The organism is Thermococcus fumicolans (assembly GCF_055386755.1).
Genome location: NZ_AP042424.1, coordinates 1118165 through 1144164 on the forward strand (window position 1 = coordinate 1118165; position 26000 = coordinate 1144164).

General features: G+C 55.9%; 25 protein-coding genes. 17 read left to right on the top strand and 8 right to left on the bottom strand.

Annotation, left to right across the window (positions count from 1 at the left end; all coding sequences use genetic code 11):
• Positions 1-63: 63 nt before the first annotated feature.
• Positions 64-540: a DUF1858 domain-containing protein gene (locus tag ACZ5AM_RS06170; RefSeq protein WP_464914178.1), complete on the bottom strand. Its 477-nt coding sequence runs from the start codon at positions 538-540 to the stop codon at positions 64-66.
• Positions 541-651: 111 nt separating this feature from the next.
• On the opposite strand from ACZ5AM_RS06170, the gene ACZ5AM_RS06175 reads away from it, so the two are divergent.
• Positions 652-1992: a DUF438 domain-containing protein gene (locus tag ACZ5AM_RS06175; protein ID WP_464916015.1), complete on the top strand. Its 1341-nt coding sequence runs from the start codon at positions 652-654 to the stop codon at positions 1990-1992.
• A gap of 1 nt (position 1993) precedes the next feature.
• A complete protein-coding gene (locus ACZ5AM_RS06180) occupies positions 1994-3070 on the top strand; it encodes a M24 family metallopeptidase (RefSeq protein WP_464914179.1) in 1077 nt (358 codons plus the stop codon).
• Between the two features lie 3 nt (positions 3071-3073).
• Here the strand turns inward: ACZ5AM_RS06180 and ACZ5AM_RS06185 are convergent, their stop codons facing one another.
• Both ACZ5AM_RS06185 and ACZ5AM_RS06190 read right to left on the bottom strand, forming a co-directional pair.
• Positions 3074-4375 (bottom strand): urease accessory protein UreH domain-containing protein, encoded by a 1302-nt coding sequence (locus ACZ5AM_RS06185; RefSeq protein ID WP_464916016.1) that lies wholly within the window; start codon positions 4373-4375, stop codon positions 3074-3076.
• A 65-nt stretch (positions 4376-4440) separates the two neighbouring features.
• Positions 4441-4986 carry a nitroreductase family protein gene (locus ACZ5AM_RS06190; protein WP_464916017.1) on the bottom strand — a complete coding sequence of 182 codons (546 nt, stop codon included), beginning with the start codon at positions 4984-4986 and terminating at the stop codon, positions 4441-4443.
• Between the two features lie 206 nt (positions 4987-5192).
• On the opposite strand from ACZ5AM_RS06190, the gene ACZ5AM_RS06195 reads away from it, so the two are divergent.
• From ACZ5AM_RS06195 to ACZ5AM_RS06220, 6 genes are all read left to right on the top strand, one after another.
• Positions 5193-7622 carry a hypothetical protein gene (locus ACZ5AM_RS06195; RefSeq protein ID WP_464914180.1) on the top strand — a complete coding sequence of 810 codons (2430 nt, stop codon included), beginning with the start codon at positions 5193-5195 and terminating at the stop codon, positions 7620-7622.
• 68 nt (positions 7623-7690) lie between these two features.
• Positions 7691-8659: a HesA/MoeB/ThiF family protein gene (locus tag ACZ5AM_RS06200; protein WP_464916018.1), complete on the top strand. Its 969-nt coding sequence runs from the start codon at positions 7691-7693 to the stop codon at positions 8657-8659.
• Between the two features lies 1 nt (position 8660).
• Entirely contained in the window at positions 8661-9755 is a 1095-nt protein-coding gene (thiI, locus tag ACZ5AM_RS06205) for a tRNA uracil 4-sulfurtransferase ThiI (RefSeq protein ID WP_464914181.1), read from the top strand.
• 95 nt (positions 9756-9850) lie between these two features.
• Positions 9851-10594 carry a Fe-S cluster assembly ATPase SufC gene (sufC, locus tag ACZ5AM_RS06210; RefSeq protein WP_464916019.1) on the top strand — a complete coding sequence of 248 codons (744 nt, stop codon included), beginning with the start codon at positions 9851-9853 and terminating at the stop codon, positions 10592-10594.
• Positions 10572-11999 carry a Fe-S cluster assembly protein SufB gene (gene sufB / locus ACZ5AM_RS06215; protein WP_464914182.1) on the top strand — a complete coding sequence of 476 codons (1428 nt, stop codon included), beginning with the start codon at positions 10572-10574 and terminating at the stop codon, positions 11997-11999. The genes sufC and sufB overlap by 23 nt, the downstream gene beginning before the upstream one ends.
• Positions 11999-13099, top strand: a complete 1101-nt coding sequence (locus ACZ5AM_RS06220) for a SufD family Fe-S cluster assembly protein (protein ID WP_464914183.1) — start codon at positions 11999-12001, stop codon at positions 13097-13099. Before sufB ends, ACZ5AM_RS06220 begins: the two co-directional genes overlap by 1 nt.
• A gap of 55 nt (positions 13100-13154) precedes the next feature.
• Here the strand turns inward: ACZ5AM_RS06220 and ACZ5AM_RS06225 are convergent, their stop codons facing one another.
• Positions 13155-13508 (bottom strand): DUF302 domain-containing protein, encoded by a 354-nt coding sequence (locus tag ACZ5AM_RS06225; RefSeq protein WP_464914184.1) that lies wholly within the window; start codon positions 13506-13508, stop codon positions 13155-13157.
• A gap of 520 nt (positions 13509-14028) precedes the next feature.
• Here ACZ5AM_RS06225 and ACZ5AM_RS06230 point away from each other — a divergent pair.
• Positions 14029-15714, top strand: coding sequence for a hypothetical protein (locus tag ACZ5AM_RS06230; RefSeq protein WP_464914185.1), 1686 nt, complete (start codon positions 14029-14031; stop codon positions 15712-15714).
• A gap of 29 nt (positions 15715-15743) precedes the next feature.
• Here the strand turns inward: ACZ5AM_RS06230 and ACZ5AM_RS06235 are convergent, their stop codons facing one another.
• Positions 15744-16310, bottom strand: coding sequence for an NADPH-dependent FMN reductase (locus tag ACZ5AM_RS06235; RefSeq protein ID WP_464914186.1), 567 nt, complete (start codon positions 16308-16310; stop codon positions 15744-15746).
• A 139-nt stretch (positions 16311-16449) separates the two neighbouring features.
• On the opposite strand from ACZ5AM_RS06235, the gene ACZ5AM_RS06240 reads away from it, so the two are divergent.
• The 6 genes from ACZ5AM_RS06240 to ACZ5AM_RS06265 all read left to right on the top strand — a co-directional run bounded on the left by ACZ5AM_RS06240 (position 16450) and on the right by ACZ5AM_RS06265 (position 19547).
• A complete protein-coding gene (locus ACZ5AM_RS06240; protein WP_464916020.1) occupies positions 16450-17019 on the top strand; it encodes a peroxiredoxin in 570 nt (189 codons plus the stop codon).
• Between the two features lie 324 nt (positions 17020-17343).
• Entirely contained in the window at positions 17344-18201 is an 858-nt protein-coding gene (locus tag ACZ5AM_RS06245; protein WP_464914187.1) for an FTR1 family iron permease, read from the top strand.
• 72 nt (positions 18202-18273) lie between these two features.
• Positions 18274-18657: a CoA-binding protein gene (locus ACZ5AM_RS06250; protein ID WP_464914188.1), complete on the top strand. Its 384-nt coding sequence runs from the start codon at positions 18274-18276 to the stop codon at positions 18655-18657.
• A 4-nt stretch (positions 18658-18661) separates the two neighbouring features.
• Positions 18662-19039 (top strand): DUF302 domain-containing protein, encoded by a 378-nt coding sequence (locus ACZ5AM_RS06255; RefSeq protein ID WP_464914189.1) that lies wholly within the window; start codon positions 18662-18664, stop codon positions 19037-19039.
• Positions 19040-19133: 94 nt separating this feature from the next.
• Positions 19134-19340, top strand: a complete 207-nt coding sequence (locus tag ACZ5AM_RS06260; protein WP_464914190.1) for a heavy-metal-associated domain-containing protein — start codon at positions 19134-19136, stop codon at positions 19338-19340.
• Positions 19341-19547: a YHS domain-containing protein gene (locus tag ACZ5AM_RS06265; protein ID WP_464914191.1), complete on the top strand. Its 207-nt coding sequence runs from the start codon at positions 19341-19343 to the stop codon at positions 19545-19547.
• 116 nt (positions 19548-19663) lie between these two features.
• On the opposite strand, the gene ACZ5AM_RS06270 is transcribed toward ACZ5AM_RS06265, so the two are convergent.
• From ACZ5AM_RS06270 to ACZ5AM_RS06280, 3 genes are all read right to left on the bottom strand, one after another.
• Complete coding sequence (locus tag ACZ5AM_RS06270) at positions 19664-20272, bottom strand: GNAT family N-acetyltransferase (protein WP_464914192.1); 609 nt, start codon at positions 20270-20272, stop codon at positions 19664-19666.
• Between the two features lie 63 nt (positions 20273-20335).
• Positions 20336-21271 (bottom strand): helix-turn-helix transcriptional regulator, encoded by a 936-nt coding sequence (locus tag ACZ5AM_RS06275; protein ID WP_464914193.1) that lies wholly within the window; start codon positions 21269-21271, stop codon positions 20336-20338.
• Positions 21272-21296: 25 nt separating this feature from the next.
• Positions 21297-23180, bottom strand: a complete 1884-nt coding sequence (locus ACZ5AM_RS06280) for a hypothetical protein (protein ID WP_464914194.1) — start codon at positions 23178-23180, stop codon at positions 21297-21299.
• Positions 23181-23411: 231 nt separating this feature from the next.
• On the opposite strand from ACZ5AM_RS06280, the gene ACZ5AM_RS06285 reads away from it, so the two are divergent.
• Together ACZ5AM_RS06285 and ACZ5AM_RS06290 are read left to right on the top strand one after the other, a co-directional pair.
• Positions 23412-23768 carry an ArsR/SmtB family transcription factor gene (locus ACZ5AM_RS06285; protein ID WP_464914195.1) on the top strand — a complete coding sequence of 119 codons (357 nt, stop codon included), beginning with the start codon at positions 23412-23414 and terminating at the stop codon, positions 23766-23768.
• The gene (locus ACZ5AM_RS06290) at positions 23768-25861 is read left to right on the top strand and encodes a heavy metal translocating P-type ATPase (RefSeq protein WP_464914196.1); all 2094 of its coding nucleotides are present in this window, start codon (positions 23768-23770) and stop codon (positions 25859-25861) included. Before ACZ5AM_RS06285 ends, ACZ5AM_RS06290 begins: the two co-directional genes overlap by 1 nt.
• Positions 25862-26000: the final 139 nt, after the last annotated feature.

Sequence of the window (26000 nt, forward strand, 5' to 3'; positions counted from 1 at the left end):
TCTTTGCTATGTAATTGGTTTATGGTTGAATTCTGCAACTGAAGAATAAGGGAGAGAAAAGTATCACCTCTTTTCCAGCGCCTTCAGCTCTGCCATCATTTCCCTGAACTTCTCGTCGCTCATACCGATGAGCTCCTTTGCTCCCCTCAGGGTTATCGTCCTCGCTAAAGTTTTCCTCATCACTGGGTTCTCAAGCGGGGAGAAGCCGTACTTCACGAGTATCTTGAGGGACTCAGGATATGCCTTCAAAAGCTTGGCCACGTTAGTGTCTTCGGTTATCTCCTCGAGTCTGTCGTCGCACTCCTTGACCTCCATGCTGAGCTCCTTAGAGTCTTTGGTTTTCGTGACCCTTAGAACGAAGAATCCGCTAACTTCCTTGACCTCAACTTCGTAGCCCGCTTCCTCGAGCTTCGGTATCATGTCCACGAAGGGCTTGTCGCCGATTACCTCAAGCGTCTCTCCAGTCTTGAGCTTTCCAAGGGCCTCTATTATCATAACCGCCGGCTGGGGAGGCTGTAATCCTCGGACATCGAGCATCATTCTCCATCACCGTTCCCTTTTATGACATGCGACATATAAAGGTTGTTGGGCAAATCTGCCCAGAAACGCTTAAAAGTACCCAGTATGACACCCGTCATGAAGGTGATAACGATGACCGAGTTATTGAACAACCGCGAATATAAGAAAGAACAGCTGAAGAAGCTGCTCCTTAGGATCCACAAGGGAGAGAGTGTCGAGAAGCTCAAGGAGGATTTTAGACAGGTGTTGAGTGGAATCTCGCCCCTTGAGATACCCCTCATCGAGCAGGAGCTCGTTAAGGAGGGCATCTCGGCGAAGGACATAGCCAAGATGTGCGACCTACACGTCGAGCTCTTCCGTGAGGCCGTTAAGGGCACGGACGAGCTTGAGGAGAAGGACCTACCGGACGGCCACCCGCTAAAGACCCTCTATCAGGAAAACAAGGAGATAATGAAAGATGCAGAGATGCTCAACCTCTACGCGAGAACACTGGCAACGACAAAGGACGAGCGCATGAGGAAGGAAATTCTGGGGGTTCTGGAAGAGATCGTAGGCAACCTCAGGAAGGTAGGCTTCACCCACTACAACCGCGAGGAGATGCTCACCTTTCCATATATCGAGCGGCGCGGTTTGACTGCCATAGCCACCGTTCTCTGGACGAAGCACGACGAGATAAGGTTCATGATAAAGTATCTAGCCGAGCTTCTGAGGAAGAGAGACGAGATGCCCTGGGAGGAGTTCGTAGAGCGCTTCAAGAACAAAGCCGGTGAGGCAGCCTTCGCGCTCAGCGACATGGTCTTCAGGGAGAACAACATCTACTACCCGACCCTCAAGGCCCTCCTAAGTGAGGGCGAGTGGAAGGCAATAAGGATGCAGGAGGACGAGATAGGCTTCTACAAGGTCAACCCGCCTGCCTGGGACCCCGGAGAGGACGTTAAGCCGCTCCATCCGTGGGAAATTAATCCTGAGCTCAGCATCGAGCAACTTCTCGGTCTCCCGAAGGAGGTCCAGGAGGCACTGAAGGGCCAGCCGCTGGAGTTCGATAAAAGCCAGCTCAAGCGGGATGGTGATATAGATCTCGGCACGGGATACGTTAGCGTGGAGGAGCTGAAGGCAATATTCGAGGCCCTTCCCGTTGACGTGACCTTCATAGACAAGGACGACAGGGTGAGGTTCTTCTCGCCCGGCGAGAGAATATTCACCAGAACCCCTTCCGTGCTCGGAAGGCCCGTCCAGCTCTGCCACCCGCCGAAGAGCGTCCACATCGTGAACAAAATCCTAAGGGCCTTCAAGGAGGGCAGAAAGAAAGAAGCTGTTTTCTGGCTTAAACTGGGCCCCAAATACGTCTACATCAAGTACGTGCCTCTGTTCAACGAGAAGGGTGAGTACATAGGAACTCTGGAGATGACGATGGACATCGCGCCCTATAAAAAGATAGAGGGTGAGAAAAGACTGCTGGACTGGAGGGACTGAGATGCGGGGAAAGGAGGAGATATTCAAAAGGCGAGTTGAGCGCTTTCAGGAGCTCCTGAGGGAGAACGATATCGATGGAGCCGTCATCAGGACGCTTTCGAGCTTCATATACTTCACCGGTACGAAGTGGCTCCGCCCGAGCCTTTTAATTCCAGCGGAGGGCGAGCCAACGGTCTATGTCGTTAAGGGAGAGGCGGAGCTTTTCAGGGAGAAGAGCTGGATAGAGAACGTGATCGAATACCAGCGCGTCGAGGATTTGATGGCGGGAGTTGTCACCTGGGTGAACGGGAACGGCTTCCAGAGGGTCGGCCTTGAGTTCGGCATAGAGCGCGACGCCTATCTAATCTTCCTCAAGCTCTTCCAGCGCCTAAACCCCACGGTAGAGATCGTGGACATTCTCGACCTGACGATGAGCCTGAGAATGATCAAGGATGAGTGGGAGCTTGAGAACATAAGGAAGGCCGGAAAGATAGTGCAACGCGGCATGAAGGTCGCGGAAGAGGTTATAAAACCCGGAAAGAGCGAGCTGGAGATAGCGGCCGAGGTAGTGAGGGAGCTTATGCTCAACGGGAGCGAGGATCCGAAGGTCTACGTCTCAACCACCCCAAGGGCGCACGCGGAGCCGTTTAGAGATCTTAAAGTCCCGGAGAACGGAGTCGTCACCGTCGTCATCGGCGCCGACTGGAACCACTACTACGCCAACACCGCTAGGACCTTCGTAATCGGTGACCCCGGCGAGAGAGTCCGGAGGGCCATTGAGGTCAAAGAGGAGGCCTTAAGGCTCGCCCTTGAGGAGACGAAGGTTGGAGCTTCACTCGCCAGTGTGGAGAAGAAGCTGGCGAACTTTTTCAAGGAGAGGGGCTTTGGCGACGCATATTTAGCTGGCTACACCCACGGCGTTGGCCTTTTGATAGAGGAGCCTCCGATAACCACCATCGTCGTCCCCCAGAGGGCCGCTAAAGTGCAGGAGAACATGGTGCTCAGCATAATCCACCCGCCGCTCATGATTCCGGAAGGGGCGATAAAGCACGAGGACACGTACATCGTAAAAGAGAATGGGCTTGAGAGGGTCACCTAACCCTCACACCGAGGCGAGGGCCTCGAACAGCCCACTCCAGAGCTTTAGCGGGGTAATCTCCGTCAGCATAAGAAGACCCAGCCCGATGAGGATGACCCCAAGGGCCATCTCCCACTTTGCCTTTTTTGAATCACTGAGGCTTAGCCTTCCGGAGAGGAATTTTCGGTTCACCCATTCGCCCAGATCTTTCGAGGCGGTCAGCAGGTAAACGGTGAGTCCCATCCCGAGGCCGTAGGTCCCCATTACGACGACTCCCTTAAGGGTCTCCCCAGTCAGTGCGGCTGTTATTACCGCGAAGCCCACATATGGGGCTATGCAGCCCAGCCACGTTACCCCTAGAGCTGAACCAAGGGCGAAGTCATAAGCTAAGCCCCTTTTCGATGCCACCCTGTCCGTGGGGGAGAAGCTTAGGAACCTCTCGAGCCTCGCCCTTAAGTCGTTGCTCAAGAAACTCGCCCCAATGACTATGAAGCCAACCCCTCCGATGAGGTAGAGCGCACCCTGTATCCCGGAGGCGTAGTCCCCCAGACTTCCAACTAGGGCACCGAGGAGGGCGAAGGAAGCCACCATTCCGGCTATAATGGCCTCGACCTTCCTCCTCGCGAAGGTCAGGGAGAGGGTTCCTACTATAATGGGCAGCACGCAGGGAGAGAAGACGCTCAGCACTCCAGCGGAGAAGATGGGGAGGAGAACTGCCAGGCTCAGCCTTGTGTCCGGGGATTTCCCGGCAGGTGCTTCATCTTTTGCGGTTTCAGGCCGGGTGCCGTTGTCGGCTGAGGCCTGGAGCTCATCTCCAATCGCAGTCCTCACGAAGAACTCCAGGCCGTCTGGGTTCAGGGCACCAACTGCTACTCCCTTGAGAACCTTCTCCCCGTTCTCAACCTTGAAGAGCACCATCGTTGGCGTCCCGGGGACGCCGACGTTTATTCTCTCCCCCGGCTTCTTCGGCGTGTAATAGCCCGAGTTGTCCGGCTGAATTACGAGAACCCTACCTTTGACGGTGTATCTCAGGTTTGTGATTCCCCGACCTCTGTAAACATCAATTGCCACCAGGTTGATGCCGCTCAGGGTCTCCCTGGCTTTCTGCGTCGGAAAAACACTCTCCTTCATGTACCGACAAGCCGGACAGGTCTCGGAGTGGTAGAAGATGAAGAAGTACTCACCCTCGTGGGCTGACAGGATGGTTTCCAGCTCCTTCTCGCTCGAAACGTCGTGGAACTTCAGGCTACCATAGGAAACTTCCCCGCCAGCCGCGAGACCGGCAAAGAGCAGGAAAACGATGACCGCTAGGAACTCCCTCTTCACCCGCTCCACCCCGGAAGAGTGGGAGGGGGCGTTAAAAAGGATTTCTTGAAGGGCGTTTCATTGGACTATTCTGTCCCCCTAAACCGTTCTCCGAACCTGTTGAGGCTCACCTTGTCCCACTCGAAGACCTCCTCCCCGCGGGGAGGCTTTTTCTCCGCGGGATAGCCAATCCCTATAATGCACAGCACGCGGTAGTTTTCCGGGATTCCCAGAAGCTCCCTGACGTACTCCTCAGCCGTTTTTTCTTCGCTGTGCTTCCTGTTCCTTATCTGCACCCAGAAGGAGCTTAGGCCAAGGTCAAAGGCAGCCAGCTGAATGTGCTCCGCCGCTATGCTGGCATCTTCCACCCAGACGTCGCTCCGGCCTTCGTCCGCCGTAATAACTATCGCCAGCGGTGCAGTGGCCAGACCCGAAGCCCCAAGCTTGGCCTCCGATAGGGCTTTGAGCTTTTCCCCGTCGTCAACCACGATGAAGTGCCAGGGCCTCTTGTTGAAGGAACTCGGCGAGAGAAAGGCAGCCTCAAGGAGCTTCTCAACCAGCTCTCGCGGCACGGGCCTGTCCTGAAAGCGCCTCACGCTCCTCCTCCTGCGAAGGACTTCGAAGAACTCCATCTCCAGCACCAGTTGCTCATGGCATTTCGGGGCGATAAGTTTTTCCATTGAGGGTTCGGGCGATGACTGGCATTCATTTTTTAAAGAATGCCCCCTCCCATAGCGGCTATTGGAAAGCCCCGCTGGGCGATTTTTCACATATGTGGCCAGAAAGCCTTATTTGATTCAACGCCGCAGTTAGCATAATTATACCGGGGGTGTAGGAGTTGTACCTGCCGCGGAGGCTCTCCCTCGTGGTGTTCCTTCTCCTCGTCACCCTGCCCCTGGCCTCTGCTGGGAAGGTCCTCGTATGGGGCGTGGGCGGAATAATTCTCCACCCGAGGCTCTCCCCGGACGGCCTTTACTTCAGCACATACGGTGAAAGGGTGTGGCTCAAGACGAACGGGACGCACTTCACCTACTGGGATCAGCCCTACCTCCTGAACGGCCTCTCCGTCGGAGATAAGGTCTATATGGTCGCGGACTGGGGGCCGGCTCTGGCCCTTGACCCGAGAAACGACACCCTCTACGCCTGGGAGTATCCGGGTCTCCAGTTTGTCCACGTTTACGCCAGGGGAAATAGGGCTTATTTCGCCGGTATGCTGAACGGGAACGGGGGCGTAGGCATACTGAGAAACGGCACGATGACATTCTACCGCCTCTCCAACGAGACTTTCAGGGTCTACGACGCCTTTCCGGTGCTCGACAGGATATACTTCACCGTCGAGTTCAAGGACGAGCCCAAAGGCGGCCTTGGAGTGCTCTTTCCTGGGAACGGCACCTACTACATCTGGCGATTCCCCCAGGAGCAAGCCACCCTCGTTCCGGACGGGATCGTAGTGGACAGGAATTTGACTGTCTACGCCGCCATAATGGAGGGGGAAGCCGTAGGTGCCGTGATGTTTGAACCCGAAAACGGGAGCCTAAGCTTCCTGGAGCTCATAGGCAGGCCCCTCCACGTCAAGGTCTTCGGTGATTACGTGCTCGTCATGAACTCCGACTGGGATCTGGTTCTCTTCAACCCGGAGAACGTTACGTGGACGTACAGGGCATCTCTGGAGAGGACGACGGGCCAGGCCGAGGAAGTCCTCCTGGGGGGCTACACCAAAGTCCTTGAGGCAAGGAGGGGCGAGGTGGAGATAGAACCAAGGCTGGAAAGGGTCGAGAAAAGGTGGCAGGAGGAGGGCTATATCGTATTTCAGGGCGTTGCCTTCACCCACGACTTCGGCGGCGGCTACGTCGGTTCCGGGGGAAACCTGGTTCTCCTTGACGAGCTCCGCCCCAAGGTCCACCTCACCTACGAGAACGGGACGGTTAGGGCGTGGGTTACTCCAAAGGAGTACTTCCCCGGCCCGGTTTTCCTCTACATCAACGGGAAGCTCGCGAGGTGGGGGGAGAGCATAGAGTGGAACGCCACTTTCTTAGCTGGAGAATACAACCTGACGGCGGTCTACTTCGACGGGGAAGACGTTTACATGAACCGGACGAGGGTTTTAAGCGACCTGAGACCAAAGCTCCTCTGGAAGGAGAGCCTTGAAGTCGAGGGCGGGAGGATAATCCACGGGAAGGTTGACGTTCCCGGGGCGCCGATAAACGTCTCCGGGAGGACTGTGTGGACGGACTCGGAAGGCTATTTCTCCTTCTTCGTCGAGAACGCGAGCTATACCCCAACTGAGAGGCCCGAGGGAGGAGGCTTTAACTGGGGCATAGTCCTGGTAGTCCTTGGGGTTGTCGTTGGAGCGGCTGGAATCTTCCTGTACGCGCGGAAAGACCGGCGCGGGCTGGCCCTGCTGCTGATAGGCCTTCTCTTGGTGGCGGGCTACTTCGCCGTGCCCAGGGGAGGAGAAACCGGAAAAAGGCCCCTTAAGCTCTCCCTCATTGTTGTCATGCCTCCGGCGTTCTACGCTGCCAACGTGACCGTGGAAGTGGACGGGGAGGTTGTTGGAGCGACCGACGGAAAGGGAAGGCTTGAGGTGCCGCTCGACTACGGGAGGCATGAGATTGTGCTCAGGTCTGGAAACGCAGCCACAGCCTTCACCGTCGCGATGGCCGAGAGCAGAAACCTGACAGTGCCATTCTTCCCCGGTTTGAACGCGACCCTGCAAAACGGGCCCGGCTACAACGGCTTCTCCGCCGCCTTCGGAAGGGCAACCCTCAACACGATGCACCCCGGCACTTATCCCAAAGGCCCGATGAGTGGGGGGAGCTTCACCCCCGAGGAGTGCGAGCTCTGCAAGCTCAAGGCCTCGATGGTGGGGGTTGTTGAGGGAGAATCGTGCAGGCTCTGCTGCCTCCAGGCCAGGGATTTCCTGCCGGCCACGATCTTTGCCCGCTACTTCGCCCTCATCTGGGACGCAATAGAGCGCTTCCCCTGCGTTGCCCCTTGGCCGCCCATGCCCGAAACGAACGCGGTGGTGAGCGGTGCCTCCATAAACGGCTACGCCGACGACATCTGGAACCAGATTCCAAAGCCCGGGTGGGGACGCATACACCCGTGCCTCGGCCCTCTCGACGGCCTCGATCCCGCAGACCCCTCGACCATCTGCAGCGCCCTGGAGTGCCGCTACGGGAGCTTTAACTGCAACTGCTACGTGACCTGCATCACTGGGCCCTTCAAGGTCTGGGAGGCCTTTGTTGAGTGCATGGCAGGACAGTGAGGGCTAGGAAACCTTTGGTTTCCAAAACCCTTTTTATTCCCCTGCCCAATGGAACCCTGGTGAGAGCGATGGAGGTTGGAATGGACTTTTCGAGGCACTTCCCGATCATAGGTGTAGAGGGACAGAGAAAGCTGAGCGAGAGCACCGTTGCCGTTGTTGGAGCGGGAGCGCTGGGCAGCTGGGAGGTCTACTTCCTCCACAAGCTCGGCGTTGGAAGGATAATCGTCATTGACAGGGACTTCGTTGACGAGAGCGATTTACCAAGGACGATTTACAGCAAAGAGGACGTCGGAAAGCCGAAGGTTGAAGTCCTGAAGGAGCGCTTCGGTGTTGAGGGCCACTTTGAAGACTTGAACCCCGGGACGGTGGGCCTGCTCGACGAGGCAGACCTCATAATCGACGGGACGGACAACATCTACACGAGGCAGGTCATAAACGACTACGCTGTCAAGAACAACAAGCCCTGGATTTACGTGGGCGTTTTGGCCACTTACGGCAACGTGATGCCCATAATCCCTGGGAAGACCGCCTGCTTCCGCTGCCTGATGCCCAAGCTCCCGGAGAGCCCGATGCCGACCTGTGCGGTAGCGGGAATAATGAGCTACGTGCCACCGATGGCCGCTTCCATGGCGGTCTCTCTGGCGGCGAAAATACTCCTCGGCGAGGAGGTGAAGAGCGAGCTGATATTCTTCGACACCAAGACCCTCGACTTCGAGAAGGTCGAGGTGCCGAGGAGGGAGGACTGTCCGGCATGCTCCCTGAGAAAGTTCGAGTTTCTGGAGAAAAAGATAAAGGTGGAGCGCCTCTGCGACGGCTCGATGCAGGTCACCCCGCCCGTTAGAATGGCCGTGAACTTCGATGAGCTTGAAAAACGCCTGGAAAAGCTCGGGATAGAGGCCTTGAAGACGAGCCAGTTCATTCAGTTCGAGGACGACTACCTCGAGATAATGATATTCCAGGGCGGCAGGATGGTCATCAGGGGCGTTGAAGACGAAAACGAGGCGAAGAACGTCTTCGCCCGCTACCTGGGTGGTTGAAGTGATAATCGTCCGCTACGGGGAGATAGGCATCAAGGGAGGTAAGAGGAGGGAGTTCGAGAGGAAGCTCAGGGACAACGTACTCGCCGCGCTGAGGAGGAAGGGCATTGAAGGGAAAGCAAAGATAATCCGGGGCAGAATCCTCGTAGACGCTCCCGACGAAGCGGCCAGAATAATCGCCAAAGTGCCCGGCGTTGTTTCGGTCTCCCCCGCGAGGGTGATGGACTACGGGGAGGTTCCCGCCTACCTGAGGGAAGCCCTGAAGGAGTTTGCTCCAAAAAGCTTCAAGGTTGAAACCCAGAGACTTGATAAGACCTTCCTGAGAACCTCCATCGAGATAAACCGCGAGATAGGCGCTTTCGTCGTTGAAAACTTCGGCTGGAAGGTCGACCTGGAGAACCCCGAGCTGACGATAGGAATCGAGATAATAGCAGGGAGGGCCTACGTTTTCTTCGAGAAGCTCAGGGGCGTTGGAGGTCTGCCGGTTGGGACACAGGGCAAAGTCGTCGTCCTGCTGAGCGGGGGTATAGACTCGCCGGTCGCCGCCTTCCTCATGCTCAAGCGCGGGGCAGCGATTACAGCGCTCCACTTCGACCAGGGCACGAACGCAAAGAGCGTCGTTGAGAGGGTCGTTGACATTCTCGAGGACTACTCGCCCGAGCCGATAGAGCTGATAGTGGAGAACCACTTTGAGATCCTGAAGCCCTACGTCTCGGTCCTGGTAAGGGCCAATCTCCGCGAGTGGACGTGCGTGGTCTGCAAGGTGGCCATGCTGAGAAGGGCCGCGGAGATAGCGAGGGAGAAGGGGGCGTTGGGCATCGTCACAGGGGACAGCCTCGGACAGGTCGCTTCCCAGACGCTGGCCAACCTCTACTTCGAGACGATGAGCGTTAATTTCCCCGTCCACAGGCCCCTCCTGGGTATGGACAAGGAGGAGATAGTGGCGATAGCCAGAAAGATCGGGACGTACGAGGCCTTTCTCGAGTACCCCTACTGCGACTGTCCCTTCCGGCCGGAAAGGGTTGTTACGGGCGGGAAGCTTGAGCAGTTCCAGAGGGTTCTGGAGGTTCTTGAGGAGGCCGGGCTGAAGGGTTAAGCTGGCCTCTCCTTTTATTGCCCAGATCTGTGAAGAAAGGTTTTAAAAGTGTACTTTTCTACCCAAAACCGTGTAGATAAAAAGGGGTGATGTTCATGCTCAAGGTGGAAAATCTCCACGTCAGCGTCTCGGACAAGGAAATCCTTCGTGGTGTGGGTTTAACTCTCAATGAGGGCGAACTCCACGTCGTTATGGGGCCAAACGGGAGCGGAAAATCGACGCTCGCACTGACGATTGCCGGCCACCCGAAGTACGCCGTTACTAAAGGAAAGATACTCTTCGACGGTGAGGACATAACCGGCGCAAAGCCCGAGGAGAGGGCCAGGAAGGGCATCTTCCTGAGCTTCCAGCACCCGGTCGAGGTCGAGGGGGTTAAGGTCATAAACTTCCTCCAGAGAACCCTCAAGAACCTCAGGGGCGTGGACGAGGTTGAAGCATACGATATGATATTCAAGGCCGTTGAAGAGCTCGGTCTGGACACCTCGATGCTCTCCAGGGAGCTGAACGTCGGCTTCTCCGGCGGCGAGAGGAAGAAGCTTGAGATGCTCCAGGCGTATCTCGTAAAGCCCAGGCTCCTGATCCTGGACGAGCCGGACAGCGGCGTTGACGTCGACTCGCTCAAGGTGATAGCCGGGGTAATAGCGAGGCTCCACAGCGAGGGAACCGGGATTTTGCTCATCACACACTATGGCAGAATCCTAGAGTACCTCAACCCCCAGAGGGTGCACGTCCTCAAGGAGGGCAAGCTTGTCGCCACGGGCGGAATGGAGCTTGTGAAGCTTATTGAGGAGAAGGGCTTCGCGGCGGTGAACGGCGATGAAACAGCAGTCAAGGCTTGAGGAGATACTCAAGGCCGGTTCGCTGGAGGAAATCCTGGGCACTGCCGTCCCCTACCCCAAGGAAATCGAGCTGCGCGGCGAGCTCACCGAGGACGCCATCAGGGAGATATCGCGCATAAAGAACGAGCCGGAGTGGATGCTCAGGCACAGGCTCAAGGCTTTGGAGCTCTTCAAGAAGCTCCCGATGCCGAAGTGGGTGGTCGGCATTGAGGAGCTCGACCTGGAGAGCTTCTCCCTCTACTCAAAGCCAGAGGTTGGCAACGAGATCAGGGACTGGGACGATTTACCCGAGAACATCAGGAAGACTTTCGAGAGACTCAACATCCCCGAGATAGAGAAGAAGTTCCTCTCTGGCCTTACAGCGGTCTTCGACAGCGAAAGCGTTTATTCCCAGCTCAAGGAGGAGTTCGAGAGGAAGGGCATAATAATGGTCCCGATGGAGGAGGCCGTGCAGAAGTATCCAGACCTGGTGAAGAAGTACTTCGGGAGGGTATTTCCGCCCGGAGAGCACAAGTTCTCGGCTTTGCACCACGCCCTGTGGAGCGGTGGGGCGTTCGTTTATATTCCAAAAGGTGTTAGAGTTCCATTCCCGATAGAGGCTTTCTTCGTCATAGGCTCGGCCCTGGAGGGCCAGTTCGAGCATACGCTACTCATAGCGGACGAGGGAAGCTACGTCCACTTCATAGAGGGCTGCAGCGCGCCGATGTACAAGGGCTTCTCCTTCCACGACGGCATGGTCGAGATATACGCCCACAAGGGAGCGACGGTCAAGTTCACCACCATACAGAACTGGAGCAGGAACGTGATAAACTTCAACAACAAGAGGGCGATAATCGAGGAGAACGCCTACGTCGAGTGGATAGAGGGGAGTATAGGCAGCCACATAACCTACACCTACCCGTCGAGCGTGCTCAAGGGTGAGGGGGCCAGAACCGCTCAGTACGTCGTTTCTCTCAGCAACGGGCCCTACCTCAAGGATACTGGGGCAAAGACCTGGCACCTCGCTCCGAACACGAGCTCGAAGATAGTCTCGAAGAGCATAAGCGCCAACGGCGGGACGAACATCTACCGCGGCCTGGTGAGGATCCTCAAGGGGGCAAAGAACTCTACAGCTACGGTCTCGTGCGACTCGCTCATACTCGACGAGGAGAGCAAGGCCTACACCTACCCGCACAACCAGAACGACGAGCCGACCGCAAGCATAATCCACGAGGCAACCACCGGAAAGCTCGGAGAGGACAAGCTCTTCTACATGAACCAGAGGGGCATAAGCGAGGAGGAGGCGAAGAGCCTCATCGTCCTCGGCTTCATCAGTGAGGTTCTGGAGGGCCTGCCCTTCGAGTACGTCGAGGTGCTCAAGAAGGTCATAGAGCTTGAGTTCAGCGAGGTAGGAGGTGTTGGCTGATGCTTATTGAGAGAGAAGCCCTCGAAAGGCTCACCTACCAGAAGTACGGCGACAGTCCGACGATAAAGAGCTACACCAAGTGGAAGCTCTTCGAGGAGAACTCGCCGCTTAAGCTCCCGACGAAGGCAAAGGCCGGTAAGGTGCCTGTTAAAGGGCACGTCACCTTCTCGGGCAGCGAGGTAAAGCTTAACCTCCCAGAGGGGGTTGAGCTGAGCGAAGGAACCCTCGGTCTGTCGCAGCCGGAGGAGTCGAGGATTCTGGGCTTTCACTTCTACGCCCTCAGAAAGGCCTATAAGCTGAGGATAACCGAAGACTTAGCTGAACCCCTCGTGATAGTCTCCCACCTCTCGGAGGGGGCCTTCGTGAGCCACCACCTGAGCATAGAGGTTGAGAACGCGAAGGTTCCGGTCATCATCTACGACATGGCTGAGGAGGGCACCAAGTCCCTCGTGGTCGAACTGAAGGTTAGAAACGCGGAGCTTGAGCTCCTCACCGTTGGGAGGCATAAGTCCCTTTCCCACTACCTCCTGAGGGCGAGCCTGGCCGAAAGGAGCAGGATCAGGGCATTCACGGCAGTTCACGGCGGTGAGATGAGCCACCACAGGGAGGACTACTCGCTCGAAGGTGCCGAAAGCGAGCTGACCCTCAGGGGGATTCCCATAGCCGTCGGTTCAGCGGTTGACTACCTCACCAACGTCCTTCAGTACGGGGAAAGGAGCATGAGTGAGACGAGGGTTCACGGCTTTTCCTACCGGAAAGGCTGGGTCGTCCACAGGGGAGTTGCAAAGGTCTTCGAGAGCGCGAGAAATTCCTCCAGCGGCGTGGTCTCCGAGGTAACGATAATGGACGAGGGCTCCCTCGGCGTGAGCGTGCCGATGCTCGAAGTGGACACTGGGGAGATAGAGAGCGCCTTCCACTCCTCGACGGTCAGGCAGTTCGATGAAGATGCCCTCTTCTACCTCAGGTCCAGGGGTCTCGACAGGGAAGAAGCTTTGAGCCTCTTTATACACGGCATTGGAGAGGCGCTGAGCGGTCACCTCGAGAGGCTGAGGAGCAAAGCGAGAAGCGCCACCGCGGAGCTCGTCGAGGAGCTCCTTTGATTTCCCAATTTTGTTTTTCCAATCTCTACACACGGGAAAATGAAATTTGAGAAGATCAGAGGGATTCTATGACGGACTTCACGTCCTCGAGGGGCTTCTCTATTATCGGCAGGACGTCCTCGGCGGTGTTTATGGCGATGTAGACTTCTCCATCCCTCTCATAGAGGAGAACCGGGCAGGGCGCGAAGGATCCGATCTCGTAGTCCTCCTTCGTCATCTCGTAGAATATCTTGGGGTTGCAGACCCAGAGGATCCTGTAGGGCTCCATATCGACGCCGACCTTGGCCTTCACAACGTCGCTCGGGGTGAACTCCACAACGACCTTGTAGCCCTTCTCCTCGAGCTTCGCCTTGAACTTTTCCTCCGCCTCTTTAAGGCCCATATCCAGCTTCTTCCTGTACCTGAACACATGAACACCTCCTTTGGAGTACAGTCACCTGTAGCTAGGAAGATTTATGAGGATTATCTTTTCCAAATGTGTAGCGATAAGGGTCTTTAATTTGCACTTTTAAAACCTTTAGGCATTATGGATTTCCAAAAAGCGTACACGGTCGCGATAACGTTTTCCTTTCCTAGGATGGTGTAACACTGCCCTTTCTGTTCTGGAAAGTGCTACGTAGTTTGCGTCGGGACTCTATTTTTTCTATGTTTACTGACTCGTGGAAGACCTCCAAGCTTGCTATGGGTTACTGCAAGGAGATTTCATCATGTTCACGGACTGGCTTTCTGCGGCACCCAGGAGATCTATTAGGTGATCTAATAATGGTCTTTACTCTCCTGGTGGCACTCGAGGGGGAAGCCCTTTCGCCCAATTCTTTCCACTTTGCAAGCATAACCGTTAATAACGTCCTCGCCTAACCTTGACTATAAGTCACTCGACGAGTTCTCCTCGATTTTTACCGTTTCGTGACTGGAGAAAGGTGTAAAAAATGAAAATTGGAAAGCTTGCAGGTTTTGCCCTGCTTTTAAGCGTCGTGATGCTCGGCGCGTTCATATCGGGATGCATTGACCAGGGGAACGTAACCGAGACGATTTCATCAGAAACCGGGAGTAGGACCACAGCCCCGACCGAGAGCACGGCAACTGAACCCCCTAAGGTGGCCGATGAGGAAATCCTGACCCTCGTAAGCCAGTACGAGAACGCGATAGACAATGCTAGGGCCCAGCTCGAAAAGACGGGCTTCGAGATAACGGATGGTGAGTTCTCGAACTGGGACGCAAAGGCGGAAGAGCTTAGGGAAATGGCAGATAACGAGAAAGACCCCGACAAGCGGGCGGCCATCCTTTACGACCTCGCGAGACTGAGGTACTATCAGTTGCTTAACCTCCAGAGCGCCGTCGGTATAAGCGCGGTCGAGAAGGCCTACTGGGAGAACGCCACCACCGGCGAGCCGATAGAGGCCTTCTACAACAGGAGAGGGGACTTCTTCTACGCCGGAGACAGGAAGGTAACCAAGATGGACGTCCCCCAGATGGTCGAGAAGATGTACTCCATCACGGAGGGCTACGAGCTTGAGAGCATCGAGATCTACCAGGTCGGAACCGGTAGCGTTCTTGTCCGGAGCATTAGGGAAGGCGGGAGAACCGTGGGGGCCGGCCAGATCGCGGGAGTAATCGGGGCGAAAAAGGGCGCGTGGATAAAGGCCATCGGTGAAGGAAAGCCAGGCGCCATAAGGCTCATTGACCCGAACACAGGGGAGACCGTCGCGAAGGTCCTGCCCGACGAGAACGGCTACTACCAGATACCGCCGGTCAACACAACCCTACTTGGAATGGTGGACGACGATGGCTTCTGCTACCGGCCGCTTCCTCTCGACAGCAACACCATGACACTGCTGCCAGAAGAGCCTGACCCACCCCTCGTGTGCCCAGCCCCCAACGTGGCCCCGTTTGTGTTTGAGCCCACTGATACGGGCCCCTACGACCCCGCCCCTATGGAAGACCTCTACCTGATGCCCGGCCAGTACACGGTGCAGACCCTTGTTATGAAAGCTGACCTCAAGCAGCTCGCCGAGCAGCTCGTCAACATAAACGTCAGGATGGGCGGAACGAAGGTCGAAACCGAGAGAGCGAAGAAGGCGCTGGACGCGTTCCAGAGCGCGGTAACTTCCGTCGAAGCCTCGACGGAGATGCCGGCTGAGGCCTGCTCGTGCACCTTCAGTCCGCTTTTGAACGGCATCTTCAGGGAGACCTTTGGGAGCGAGCCCTTCGACGAGGTTCCTGCCCCGGAGAGCATCAACATCACCGACTTCGGCACCGGGCCGTTCATCCCCATTCCGGCGGAAGGACTCACAGACTACTCCGCCGAGGTGAGAGTGTTCGTGGTCTCGGACTCAAAGGGCAACGTGAACATCATCATAGATGAATCGGGGATAAGCGAGGGCGAGAGATTAGCACCAAGCTACCTCAACAGAGTCTTCGTCGAGGTCATCACCGGCAGGAACCCGCAGACCGGGAAAGAAGCAAGAGTAGTGGCCTTCAAGGTTCTCAACACCGACGGAACGGTAGCAGTACGGGGTACACTGCCCATGAAAGCGTCGAGCGTTAGGCTCGTGGTTCTGCCGTCCGAAGGGGTGGAAAAGCTCTCAAAGACTGAGCAAGCCTCGGAGAGGTGAAGGGGGATGAAAAAGTCTTTCCTTTTTCTTTAAAGATGCTCCTCCCTCTCCCTCAGCTTTTCCCTCACCTCGTTTCTTATCGGCTTAAGGGCCTTTGCGTACTTCTCAAGGGTCTTGAAAAGCCGTTCAACCCTCTCTTCGTACCTCTCGTCCTTGAGTTTCCCACCCTCGAAGATATCGTCCACGTTGTAGAAGAGCACCTGTCCAACGGGGAGCATCTTGTAGTTCACCGTCGCCGTTCTGAGCTCCATCAGGAGCCGCGTTCCACCTGTAACGACCGAAACCGTGGCGATTCCAACGGGTAGGGCCTCGTACTCGTCGTAAATCGTGTCAAGGAGTATCTTCAGCTCCCCCGGATAGCTCCCGTTGTACTCCGGTGCGACTATCACAAGGGCATCAGCCTCGAGGATTTTAGCCCTGTAACGCTCAATCTCAGGCGTTACCTTCCAGCGGTGGGTGTAGCAGAGGAGGTAGTCCTTTACATCTATTATCTCCGCTTCCCAGCCGAGTTCTTCCGCCTTTCTGTTGAGGTATCTCGCGACCCCCTCACTCTTCCTCCCTTCCCTTGCCGTTCCGAGAATTATCTTAACCTTCATACCCTCACCGAGGAAGGTTCGTCCCTGGATTATTTAAATTTGCCCTCCAAATCGGAAAGCACTGAATTTCGAAACTTCTCATTTTGTTAGAGGAACCTTTTTAAATTAGGTGACCCTAATACCTGACGGTGATATCGAAATGGTAAAGGTTGGAGAAATAGTTCCCGACTTCGAGGCAGATGCCTACTTCCCTGAGAAGGACGAGATAGGAAAGCTGAAGTTCTCGGACTACAGGGGCAAGTGGGTGGTCTTGGCGTTCTATCCGGCTGACTTCACCTTCGTCTGCCCTACGGAGCTTGAGGAGCTGGCCGATTACTACGATGAGTTCAGGAAGGAAAGAGCGGAGATAATAAGCGTTTCAACCGACACCGCCTACGTTCACAAGGCCTGGCACGACACCTCCCCTGGGATAAAGAAGATCAGATACCCGATGCTCGCCGACCCGGCTGGCAAAGTCTGCAGGCTCTTCGGGACTTACATCGAGGACGAGGGCGTTTCGTGGAGGGCCACCTTCATAATAGACCCCGATGGCAAAGTCGTCCACATGGAGATGCACGACCTGAGCATCGGCAGGAGTGCAAAGGAGATACTCAGAAGGCTACGCGCCTCAAAGTACGTCCGCGAACACCCCGGCCAGGTCTGCCCTGCGAGCTGGGAGCCCGGCAAAGAGGCCCTTGAGGTCAGCCTTGATCTTGTGGGGAAGCTCTGACTTTTCCCACTTTTTTCAGGACCTGTGGAGTCTTCTGTGTGGCAATTGGATTTCCCCAATATTTTGCATTCTGAGAACTCTCATTGGATGTGCCCTGGGATTCTGAAGCACCCATACCTGAGGATTTCACGAAAGTGTGTAATCCATTTGAATATCATTTGCTCAATTTTTCAATTCGAACCTCGAAGGTTTGACCTGTGTCATATGCTGTAATGTACCCCGAAATTCTGGAAATCTAGTTCGAAGTTTCAATTTGGCAAGAATAAAACTCATAAGTTACTCTACAAATTTTAGACTGGCCTAAAAAATCTGGGAGGTGAACCAATGAACGTTGCCGCGTTCCTCATAACATTCAGGGAGGCCCTTGAGGCCGCTATAATAGTTGCCATAATAGTTGCCTACCTGAACAGGACTGGCAGGGCAAAGCAGGTTCGTGACGTTTGGGTGGGACTCGCCCTCTCCGTTGGAGTCAGCGTGCTCCTGGGAGTGGGAATACTCAGGTTCTACGGCGGTCTTGAGGAGACCGAGCTCTTCGAGGGGGTAGCGTCTTACCTGGCCGTGATAGTCCTTACGAGCATGATATACTGGATGGCGACCAAGGGGAAGAACATCAAGGCCGAGATAGAGAGCAAGGTGAGCACGGCCATAGCGCCTCTGGCGCTGATAGGCTTCACCTTCGTCGTGGTCTTCCGCGAGGGGCTTGAGACCGTCCTCTTCCTGACGCCCTTCGCCACTCAGGACCTCGGTGGAACCCTCACAGGCCTCGTTGTAGGGCTCGTCGGAGCGGTTGTCCTTGCTTATCTGATCTACGGCCTTGGCATGAGGATAAACCTCAGGAAGTTCTTCTACTTCAGCTCGATACTGCTGGTCTTCGTTGCTGCCGGCCTAGCGGGCTACGGAACGCACGAGCTCATCGAGTGGGCCGAGGAGGAGGGCTATTCCCTGGGCTTCCTTGCCAGCATCGCCTACGACCTTGGAATCCCAAGCGAGAGCATCTGGCACCACAATGGGGCCATTGGCTCGGTCTTTGCGGTGCTCTTCGGCTACTCAGTCAGCATGGAGTGGGGCAGGGTAATAGTCCAGTTCGGCTATCTCTTCACAGCCCTCTACCTCGTGCTGAGGGCCTACGGGAAGACTCCAACACTCGACAGGGGCAAGGAGGTTGCGAAGAGCACCACCTGAGCCCTGTTTTTACCCATTTCTGTCCAGCAATGCATAAAAAGCATGAAGGTGAATTCATCCGTGGTGGTGAGAGTGGATGTGAGGGAATTCAGGAGGATAGCCCTCGTCGGGGCAAGCCCCAACCCAGACAAGTACGGCAACGTTATTCTCAGGAATTTGCTCGCGAAGGGCTTTGAGGTTCTTCCGGTTAATCCCAGATACGACGAGATCGAGGGCTTAAAGTGCTACCGGAGCGTAAGGGAGCTCCCCAGAGACGTGGACGTCGTGGTCTTCGTGGTTCCGCCGAAGGTCGGTTTGGAAGTTGCCAGGGGGGCCGTTGAGGCGGGTTTCAAAAAACTCTGGTTCCAGCCCGGCGCGGAGAGCGACGAGATAGCGAGGCTCCTTGATGAGGAGGGTGTTGAATACAGCTTCGGGAGGTGCATAATAGCTGAGACAACGTGGACGAGCTGGGGGTGATTGGATGGAGTTCTACTACGTTAGGCGCTTTGATGAGGACCTGGACTTCCTGTGGGAGCGGTTCAAAAAGAGGCTGGAAGAGGCCGGCTTCCTGCTGATCGGGGAACGCATTCCTGTTGCCATGACCGAAACTGAGAAAGGCATAATAGCGGACTACCACCTGCTCTTCATCTGCCACAGCGAGCTCGTCGAGGAGCTGGTCAAGATAGACCCGAACATAGGGGCACTTCTTCCGTGCACTGGCTTCGGCTACCGCACCGAGGACGGGAACTACCTCGGCGTTACCCTTCCGAACGTTGCCTGGAGGATAGCCGGCGAGGAAGTCGCGGAACTCATGAGGCCCATAGAGGAGCAGGTCAAGGCGATAATAGACTCCCTCTGATTTTCACTTTTCTAAAATTCGTCCCGTCAGACCTTCCATTCTGGGAACGATAAGCCCCATAAGCTTTCCCTTCGAGTTCTGAGTGGTGATGTGAATGACGAAGGCAGTTTTGAAAATACCGAACATGAGCTGCAAGCACTGCGTTATGAGGATTGAGAAGGCGATAAAGAGCGTTGGGGCCGAGGGGAAAGCCGACCTCGAGACCAAAACGGCTGTGGTCGAGTTCGACCCCGGAAAGGTCCGCCTGGAGGAGGTAGTCAAGGCCATAGAGAGGTACGGCTACGAAGTGGAAGTGGCCTGAATGCCGATTGACCCCGTCTGCGGAATGGAGGTTGACGAGAACACCGGGCTCAAGGTCGAGTACGGCAGGAAGGTCTACTACTTCTGCTCCCCTGGGTGCAAGGCGGAGTTCGAGGCGAACCCTGAGAGATACGTCGGAATGGGGAGCATGGGGCACTCCCATCACGGGCACGGCATGGGGCACCGCCGGGGCGGCTGCCACCACTGAGGCCCTAAACCCCACCCTCTTTTGCTTTTGTCTCTGGAGGGGCTTAGCATGGAAAACTACGATTTTCTCATCTTCAAGGGGGACGTTTCGAAGATGCCCTGCTGTGCGGTGTGAGGTTACTCCAGTGGCTTCACCATCCTGTAGAACCTGTACTTTTTCCCGCCCAGCTCAATCTCGTGCTCCCTCTTGACGGTGTAGCCGAGCTTTTTGTAAACCGCTATCGCCACCTCGTTGTCCACCTCGACGTCCAGGGCGAGCCTTTTCGAGTTTTTCTCCCTTGCCAGCTCTTCGGCTTTGAGCATCAAAGTCTTTCCTATCTTCTTCCCTCTGAATTCGGGATAAACGGCTATGTTGCTGATGTAGTAGTCGCCCTCCTCAAGCTTTCCGCTCCCGGAGGTGGCGCTTATGAAGGCAGGCAGTTGCTTGAGGAAGTCGAAGCCGAGGACCTTCATCATGAGCCAGCCGGTTCCCGTTTCCTCCCTCTTCTTGGCCCTCCAGTCGTAGCTCAGGAGCATCCCTGCTATCTTCCCCTCGAACTTCGCAAAAAAGACGTGCTCGTGGCTGAAAAGGTTCCCCTTTTCGAGGAAAGCCCTCACAAAGAACTCCTTGAACTTTTTTCCCAGAAGGTCGGGGAAGTACTCGGGGGCTGAGATGTGCATGAGCTCCGCGAAGTGTTCTGCCTCTTCCCGCGTTCCTTTGGCGGGTTCGATAACAACCTCCGACATATAACGGTATCCGAGGGGCAATTATTTAAAACCTTCTGAAAGGGGATAATCAAAAGGCGGGGATCAGAAAACGAGCTCCACCCAGTTCTCCCGCCTCTTCTTGTAGACCCTGATCAGGCCCCTCTCCTCGAGGCGCTTAAACATTCTCCACGCCGTCGTCTTCGGTATGTTGAGCATCTTCTTCACCTCTGCCTGCGTAGTCCTGCCGCCCCTGTCGTAGATGTAGAGGAGCACCCTTATCTCGTCGCTCGTGAGGTCGCTCTCCTCCAGCTTTCTCCGGTATTCCTCCCTCGTCAGCGGGAGAGGGCCATCTTCCTCATCGGGCTTGCGCCTCCTCTTTGCCATGACCGAATATCCCACTCCAGCGAAGGCAATCCCCAGAGCCGGCACCAGGTAGAGCGGCCAGCCGGTTCCACTCCCATCTGCCACAGATGTGCTGGGCGATCCCACTTCTCCGCCCACATCCCCGCCATCGCTGGGGAGGTCTCCGGCGTAAGCCGGGTCTTCGCCGGCGAACCTCTCTATAACGTACGAGATGCTCACGTTCCCGGCGGGCATCACGATGTGGTTCCTCTCAACCATCAGGGGCACGGTGTTCAGTTTCACAACCACCGCGTTGTCGGGGAGGTGGAACGTTACGGGAGTATCGGAGCTCAATTTAATCCTCCAGACCGAGCCCTCCTTGGACGTGAGGGCGGAAGTGTAGTAGGTAACCTTTACAAGGCTGGCATTTTCGAAGTAAACCGCTAACGTTGAGTTGACAATCTCGTAGGGGAGTGGAGAACCGTCTTCGTCCACGACCATAATCCCCTCGGGCGATTCGTTGAGGAGGGGGAGCGTGACCGCGACTGTGTAATCATCGGGCCTCACGACCTGAGCAACCTTAACGTACCCGTCCGGGTACACAACCAGCTCCGTAGACTCCACTGTATACTGGGCCGATGAAAGGGGAATAAATAGGGAAAGGAGGAGCAGAGCACTGAAGACTTTTCTGAACACTGGGACTCACCTCCATCCTTCTGGTTCAACCGCCCCACCAGTTGCCCCAGCTACCGTTACCGCCACCGTTGTCGTGATCATCGTTTCCACCGCCGTTGTCGTTGTCATCGTTCCCGTTACTGCCGTTTCCACCGCCGGTGCAGTTGCCGCATCCCCCGGTGTTGCCGGAGTCCTCGTTGGGATCTTCCATGTGGTTGTCCTGGTTGCCGGTGCCGTTGTCCATGTCGTTCATATCGTCCATGCCCCCGGGGGTGTCATCGTTCATGTGGTTGTCCCCCATGCTGCCGTGGGTTGTGTTCCCGTTGGTGCTGCTGGTCTGGTTCGAAGTCCAGTTTCCAGTGCCGTTTTGGTTGCCGGCCCAGTGCCCGCTCCAATTGCTCCCGGTAGTGTTATTGCCCGTCCAGCTCCACCAGTAATCCTCCGAGGAACTGTTGTTCCATTCCATCTCATGTCCTGAGTTCCAGCTGTTGTGATGGCTGTTGGAATTATTGTTGACATTGCTCATATCATCGTTTGTGTTGTGGCCCCACATGTTGTGGTTAGTATTTGCATCGGTACGAGCGTTTCTAGTATTGGTGTTTCCTGTTCCCATCCTGTTTGTATCCCTACTGTTGTCCTTGGACTCTCCCCGGTTCCTTCCATGTTCGTTCTCTCCCCACCAGGGATCGTTCCAATCTCCCATTCCGTGTCCCATGCCCCAGCCCATGTTCCAGTCGTCCTGAGCGCTCCACTGGGAGTGTCCCGGTTCACCGCTCCAGCCCGTCATTCCGTTGCCCATCATCGAGCTTCCCCATTCCATCCACCAGCTCTGGTTGCAGTACTGGGGGTAGTCTTGGGTTCCGTTGGGGTTACCACTCCAGTAGTTCCCGCAGTACTCTCCCATGTAGGTGTCGCGGAACTGCATGGCGGCCATGTTTATCTCCGTGATGGCCTCGGAGAGCTCCTCGTTGATCTCCCTTATCATGTAGAGCGCCCTCTCGTACTGCCCGGCCTGGACGGCCGATTTCACCATCTCCAGCATCCTCTGGATCTCCATCTGGCGCATCTGGAGCATGTTCATCATTCCCGTTCCAGTGCCGTTGGCGGTGAGGTTTGAGATTATCTCCATGAGCTTCGCGGTCTTGTTGAGCTCGGCTTCGATCTTCTTCATGAACGTCTGGGCTATGTTGTCCGCGCTGGCCATGAGTATGGCCCTGACCGGGCCGCTCTCGACTGCCATCTCAAGCTGCATCCTGAGGCTCTCGGCCCTCCTCATGTCGTCTCTGAGACTTGAAACGTCGCCGTTTTCGATGTCGGCCTCGACCCGGTTGTACGCCTCGACGGTCTGGCTGTAGAGCGCCGATATCTCAGAGGTGTCAATGCCGAGCTTTGTGGCCTCGTCTATTATCCTGGAGACGTAGGCGAGGTACTCCCTGGCCCTCTGGAGCTCGATCTTCGCCCAGTAGAGCGCCTCCTGTCCGTTGCCCATGCCGCCCATACCCTGGTTCATGCCGGGACTGCCTGCAGTGTTTGCGGGCATTGCCCTCTCAATCACGAGCTCGTATGTTTCCATGGCGTTCATTGCTATGGTTATGGCCGCGCTGTAGTTGGCCATGTCATAGGCCGCCCAGGCGCTCTGCCTGAGGTTCTCGGCTTCGGCGTATAAGCTCGAAGTCTCGTTGTCAATGGTACTCATGTTGCCCATTAAGTCGGCGGTGTAGTTGGCCACTCCGTCAAGGAGGGTCAGCATGTAGTAAGCCCCCTCCTGGAGGGTGACGTTGAAGGTCGCGTTCACCGCCATCGCTGTGCCGCTGGTGGTAGTGTTACCTGCTCCGGTAACGTTGCTGGCGAAGGCCTGTCCCCCCGCCAGTAGCAGGGCAAGCAAGAGCCCCGCAATCAACTTCTTGGTTTTTCTTACTGCATCCCACATGTCGCATCACCAACCTGACCTTGAGTCGTGACTTATTTTAGGGAAACGGCGGGACTTTAGGGTTTCAACTGGTTTCTTCGGGTTTCACACATTTAATGGTACCATATAGGCAGCCGTCTTGTGAAACGGAGTGATATAGTGCGGTTGTCCTAATTTGCATCTTCCATGAACCGCTCCACGGTAAGGTTTATAAACATTTGCACAAATGCTCAAATGTAGAGGTGATGAAAGATGACCGAGGTCTGTAAGGTTTACGAGGAGCACCTCGACAAGGTGCTCGAGGCCCAGTCAAAGCTCCCGGAGGAGGAGACCATACTCGAGGTAGCCGACTTTTTCGACGCCCTCGGCAACCCGACGAGGCTTAAAATCCTGCTGGCACTCATGGAGGCCGGGGAGCTCTGCACCTGCGACCTATCCGCGGTAACGAAGCTCTCAGTCTCGGCAATCTCCCACCAGCTCCGCATCCTCAAGGACAGGAAGATAGTCAGCTACCGCAAGGACGGTAAGAACGTCTTCTACCGCCTCGATGACGAGCACATCAAGGAGATATTGAGGATTGCTATGGTTCACCTTTCGGAGGTGAGATGATGCCCCAGAAGCTTAAGCTGGAAGGTCTCGACTGCGCGAGCTGCGCCTATGAGATAGAGGAGGCCCTCAAGAAGGAGGGCTTCGAGTTCGCCGTTGTAAACTTTGCAACGAAGGAAGCTGTTATAGAGGGGGACGTTGAGAAAGCCAAAGAAATAATCAAGAAAGTTGAGCCGGACGTGGAGGTTGTTGAGGAGGAGCATGGCCACGGACACGAACATGGACACGGCCACAGCCACGAGCATGGCGAAGGGGACTACTGGAAGACCGTCTATTACATCGGACTCTCATTGGTCCTCTTTACGGTCGGTATCGTGATGCGCTACTACTACGGCATAGACGACGCCTTCGTCTTCGGAATCTTCCTTGCGAGCTACGTCATAGCGGGCTGGAAGGTTCTGAGGAGTGCAGTGGTGAACTCTCTCCATGGCAACGTCTTCGACGAGAACTTTCTCATAGCGGTCGCCACAATAGGTGCCTTCCTCATCAGGGAGTATCCAGAAGGAGTAGCGGTCATGCTGTTCTACGTTGTCGGAGAGTTCTTCCAGGACATGGCGGTTGATAAATCCAGGCGCTCGATAAAGGCCCTTTTGGCACTCAAGGCAGAGTACGCCAACCTGCTCAGGAACGGTGAGGTGATTAGGGTAAAGCCGGAGGAGCTTAAAGTCGGGGACATCATAATAATCAAGCCCGGTGAAAGGGTTCCCGTCGATGGCGTCGTCATCGAGGGCACTTCAACCGTCGACACATCCGCACTGACCGGTGAGAGCGTACCTAGGACTGTGAAGGAAGGCGAGGAAATCCTCTCCGGCATGGTCAACCTTTCAGGTCTTCTCAAGGTCAGGGTAACCAAGGAGCTGAGAGAGTCCACAATCTCGAGAATCCTCGAGCTCGTCGAGAACGCCAGCGCGAGGAAGGCCAAAACGGAGAGGTTCATAACGCGCTTCGCCCACTACTACACGCCGGCAGTCGTTGGAATCGCGGCGCTTATAGCCCTCGTCCCACCGCTCGTGACAGGGGACCCGTTCACCCCCTGGGTCTACAGAGCCTTAGTGGTACTCGTCATCTCGTGCCCGTGTGCTCTAGTGCTCTCAATCCCGCTCGGATACTTCGGCGGAATCGGGAGGGCCGCTAAGGAGGGAATCCTCGTCAAGGGCTCCAACTACCTCGATGCCCTCAAAGATGCCAGTATAGTTGCCTTCGACAAGACGGGGACGCTGACCAAGGGCGTCTTCAAGGTGACGAAGATCGAGACGAGAAACGGCTTCACAGAGGAGGAAATCATCAGGTTCGCGGCACTGGCCGAGGCACACTCGAACCACCCGATAGCGAAGGCCATAAGGGACGCCTACGGGAAGGAGATCAACGAGAGTGAGATAGTCGAGTACGAGGAGATAGCCGGTCACGGCGTCAGGGCGAGAATAGACGGCGTCGAGGTCATGGTGGGCAATGACAGGCTGCTCCACCGCTTCAACATCGAGCACGACACCTGCAGGGTTAAAGGCACTGTCGCCCACGTCGTCATCAACGGCAAGTACGCGGGCTACATCATAATCTCCGACGAGATAAAGGAGGACTCCCCAATCGCGGTGAAAGAGCTCAAGCGCCTCGGTGTCAAGAAGGTCGTCATGGTCACCGGCGACAACAGAGAGGTCGCGGCGGAAATAGCGAAGCAGATCGGCCTCGACGACTTCTACGCTGAACTGCTCCCGGAGGACAAGGTGAAGGTGATAGAGGAACTCGAGAAGGAGAAGGGCAACGGGAAGGTCGTCTTCGTCGGAGACGGTATAAACGACGCTCCGGTGCTCGCTAGGGCAGACGTGGGTGTTGCAATGGGGGCCCTCGGGAGCGATGCGGCAATAGAAACGGCCGACGTCGTCATAATGGACGACAAGCCGTCAAAGCTACCGAGGGGCATAAAGATCGCCCGCAGGACACAGAGGATAGTCTGGCAGAACATAATCTTCGCCCTCGGTGTTAAGCTGACCTTCATAGGCCTCGGAATCCTCGGCGAGGCGACGATGTGGGAGGCTGTCTTCGCGGACGTCGGCGTCGCCCTGATAGCGGTCTTCAACGCGATGAGGATTCTGAGGTGAGGCCACTCTTTCATCTTTTCTGTTTTGGTAACTCCACCGCAGAAACCCCACACGTTCCCTTCATTGTGGAAGTTTTTGCCTGCTGGATTTCCTATTCTGTAAATAGCAACCCTATTAACTCTTGCAGTAGAGTAAACAC

What these genes read in the sequence shown, in the direction of transcription:
- ACZ5AM_RS06170 (WP_464914178.1), bottom strand. Translation starts at nt 540, where the DNA reads ATGATGCTCGATGTCCGAGGATTACAGCCTCCCCAGCCGGCGGTTATG.
- ACZ5AM_RS06220 (WP_464914183.1), top strand. Translation starts at nt 11,999, where the DNA reads ATGCTTATTGAGAGAGAAGCCCTCGAAAGGCTCACCTACCAGAAGTAC.
- ACZ5AM_RS06175 (WP_464916015.1), top strand. Translation starts at nt 652, where the DNA reads ATGACCGAGTTATTGAACAACCGCGAATATAAGAAAGAACAGCTGAAG.
- ACZ5AM_RS06235 (WP_464914186.1), bottom strand. Translation starts at nt 16,310, where the DNA reads ATGAAGGTTAAGATAATTCTCGGAACGGCAAGGGAAGGGAGGAAGAGT.
- ACZ5AM_RS06180 (WP_464914179.1), top strand. Translation starts at nt 1,994, where the DNA reads ATGCGGGGAAAGGAGGAGATATTCAAAAGGCGAGTTGAGCGCTTTCAG.
- ACZ5AM_RS06285 (WP_464914195.1), top strand. Translation starts at nt 23,412, where the DNA reads ATGACCGAGGTCTGTAAGGTTTACGAGGAGCACCTCGACAAGGTGCTC.
- ACZ5AM_RS06265 (WP_464914191.1), top strand. Translation starts at nt 19,341, where the DNA reads ATGCCGATTGACCCCGTCTGCGGAATGGAGGTTGACGAGAACACCGGG.
- sufC (WP_464916019.1), top strand. Translation starts at nt 9,851, where the DNA reads ATGCTCAAGGTGGAAAATCTCCACGTCAGCGTCTCGGACAAGGAAATC.
- ACZ5AM_RS06240 (WP_464916020.1), top strand. Translation starts at nt 16,450, where the DNA reads ATGGTAAAGGTTGGAGAAATAGTTCCCGACTTCGAGGCAGATGCCTAC.
- ACZ5AM_RS06230 (WP_464914185.1), top strand. Translation starts at nt 14,029, where the DNA reads ATGAAAATTGGAAAGCTTGCAGGTTTTGCCCTGCTTTTAAGCGTCGTG.
- ACZ5AM_RS06260 (WP_464914190.1), top strand. Translation starts at nt 19,134, where the DNA reads ATGACGAAGGCAGTTTTGAAAATACCGAACATGAGCTGCAAGCACTGC.
- ACZ5AM_RS06245 (WP_464914187.1), top strand. Translation starts at nt 17,344, where the DNA reads ATGAACGTTGCCGCGTTCCTCATAACATTCAGGGAGGCCCTTGAGGCC.
- ACZ5AM_RS06255 (WP_464914189.1), top strand. Translation starts at nt 18,662, where the DNA reads ATGGAGTTCTACTACGTTAGGCGCTTTGATGAGGACCTGGACTTCCTG.
- sufB (WP_464914182.1), top strand. Translation starts at nt 10,572, where the DNA reads ATGAAACAGCAGTCAAGGCTTGAGGAGATACTCAAGGCCGGTTCGCTG.
- ACZ5AM_RS06200 (WP_464916018.1), top strand. Translation starts at nt 7,691, where the DNA reads ATGGAGGTTGGAATGGACTTTTCGAGGCACTTCCCGATCATAGGTGTA.
- ACZ5AM_RS06290 (WP_464914196.1), top strand. Translation starts at nt 23,768, where the DNA reads ATGCCCCAGAAGCTTAAGCTGGAAGGTCTCGACTGCGCGAGCTGCGCC.
- ACZ5AM_RS06280 (WP_464914194.1), bottom strand. Translation starts at nt 23,180, where the DNA reads ATGTGGGATGCAGTAAGAAAAACCAAGAAGTTGATTGCGGGGCTCTTG.
- ACZ5AM_RS06270 (WP_464914192.1), bottom strand. Translation starts at nt 20,272, where the DNA reads ATGTCGGAGGTTGTTATCGAACCCGCCAAAGGAACGCGGGAAGAGGCA.
- ACZ5AM_RS06190 (WP_464916017.1), bottom strand. Translation starts at nt 4,986, where the DNA reads ATGGAGTTCTTCGAAGTCCTTCGCAGGAGGAGGAGCGTGAGGCGCTTT.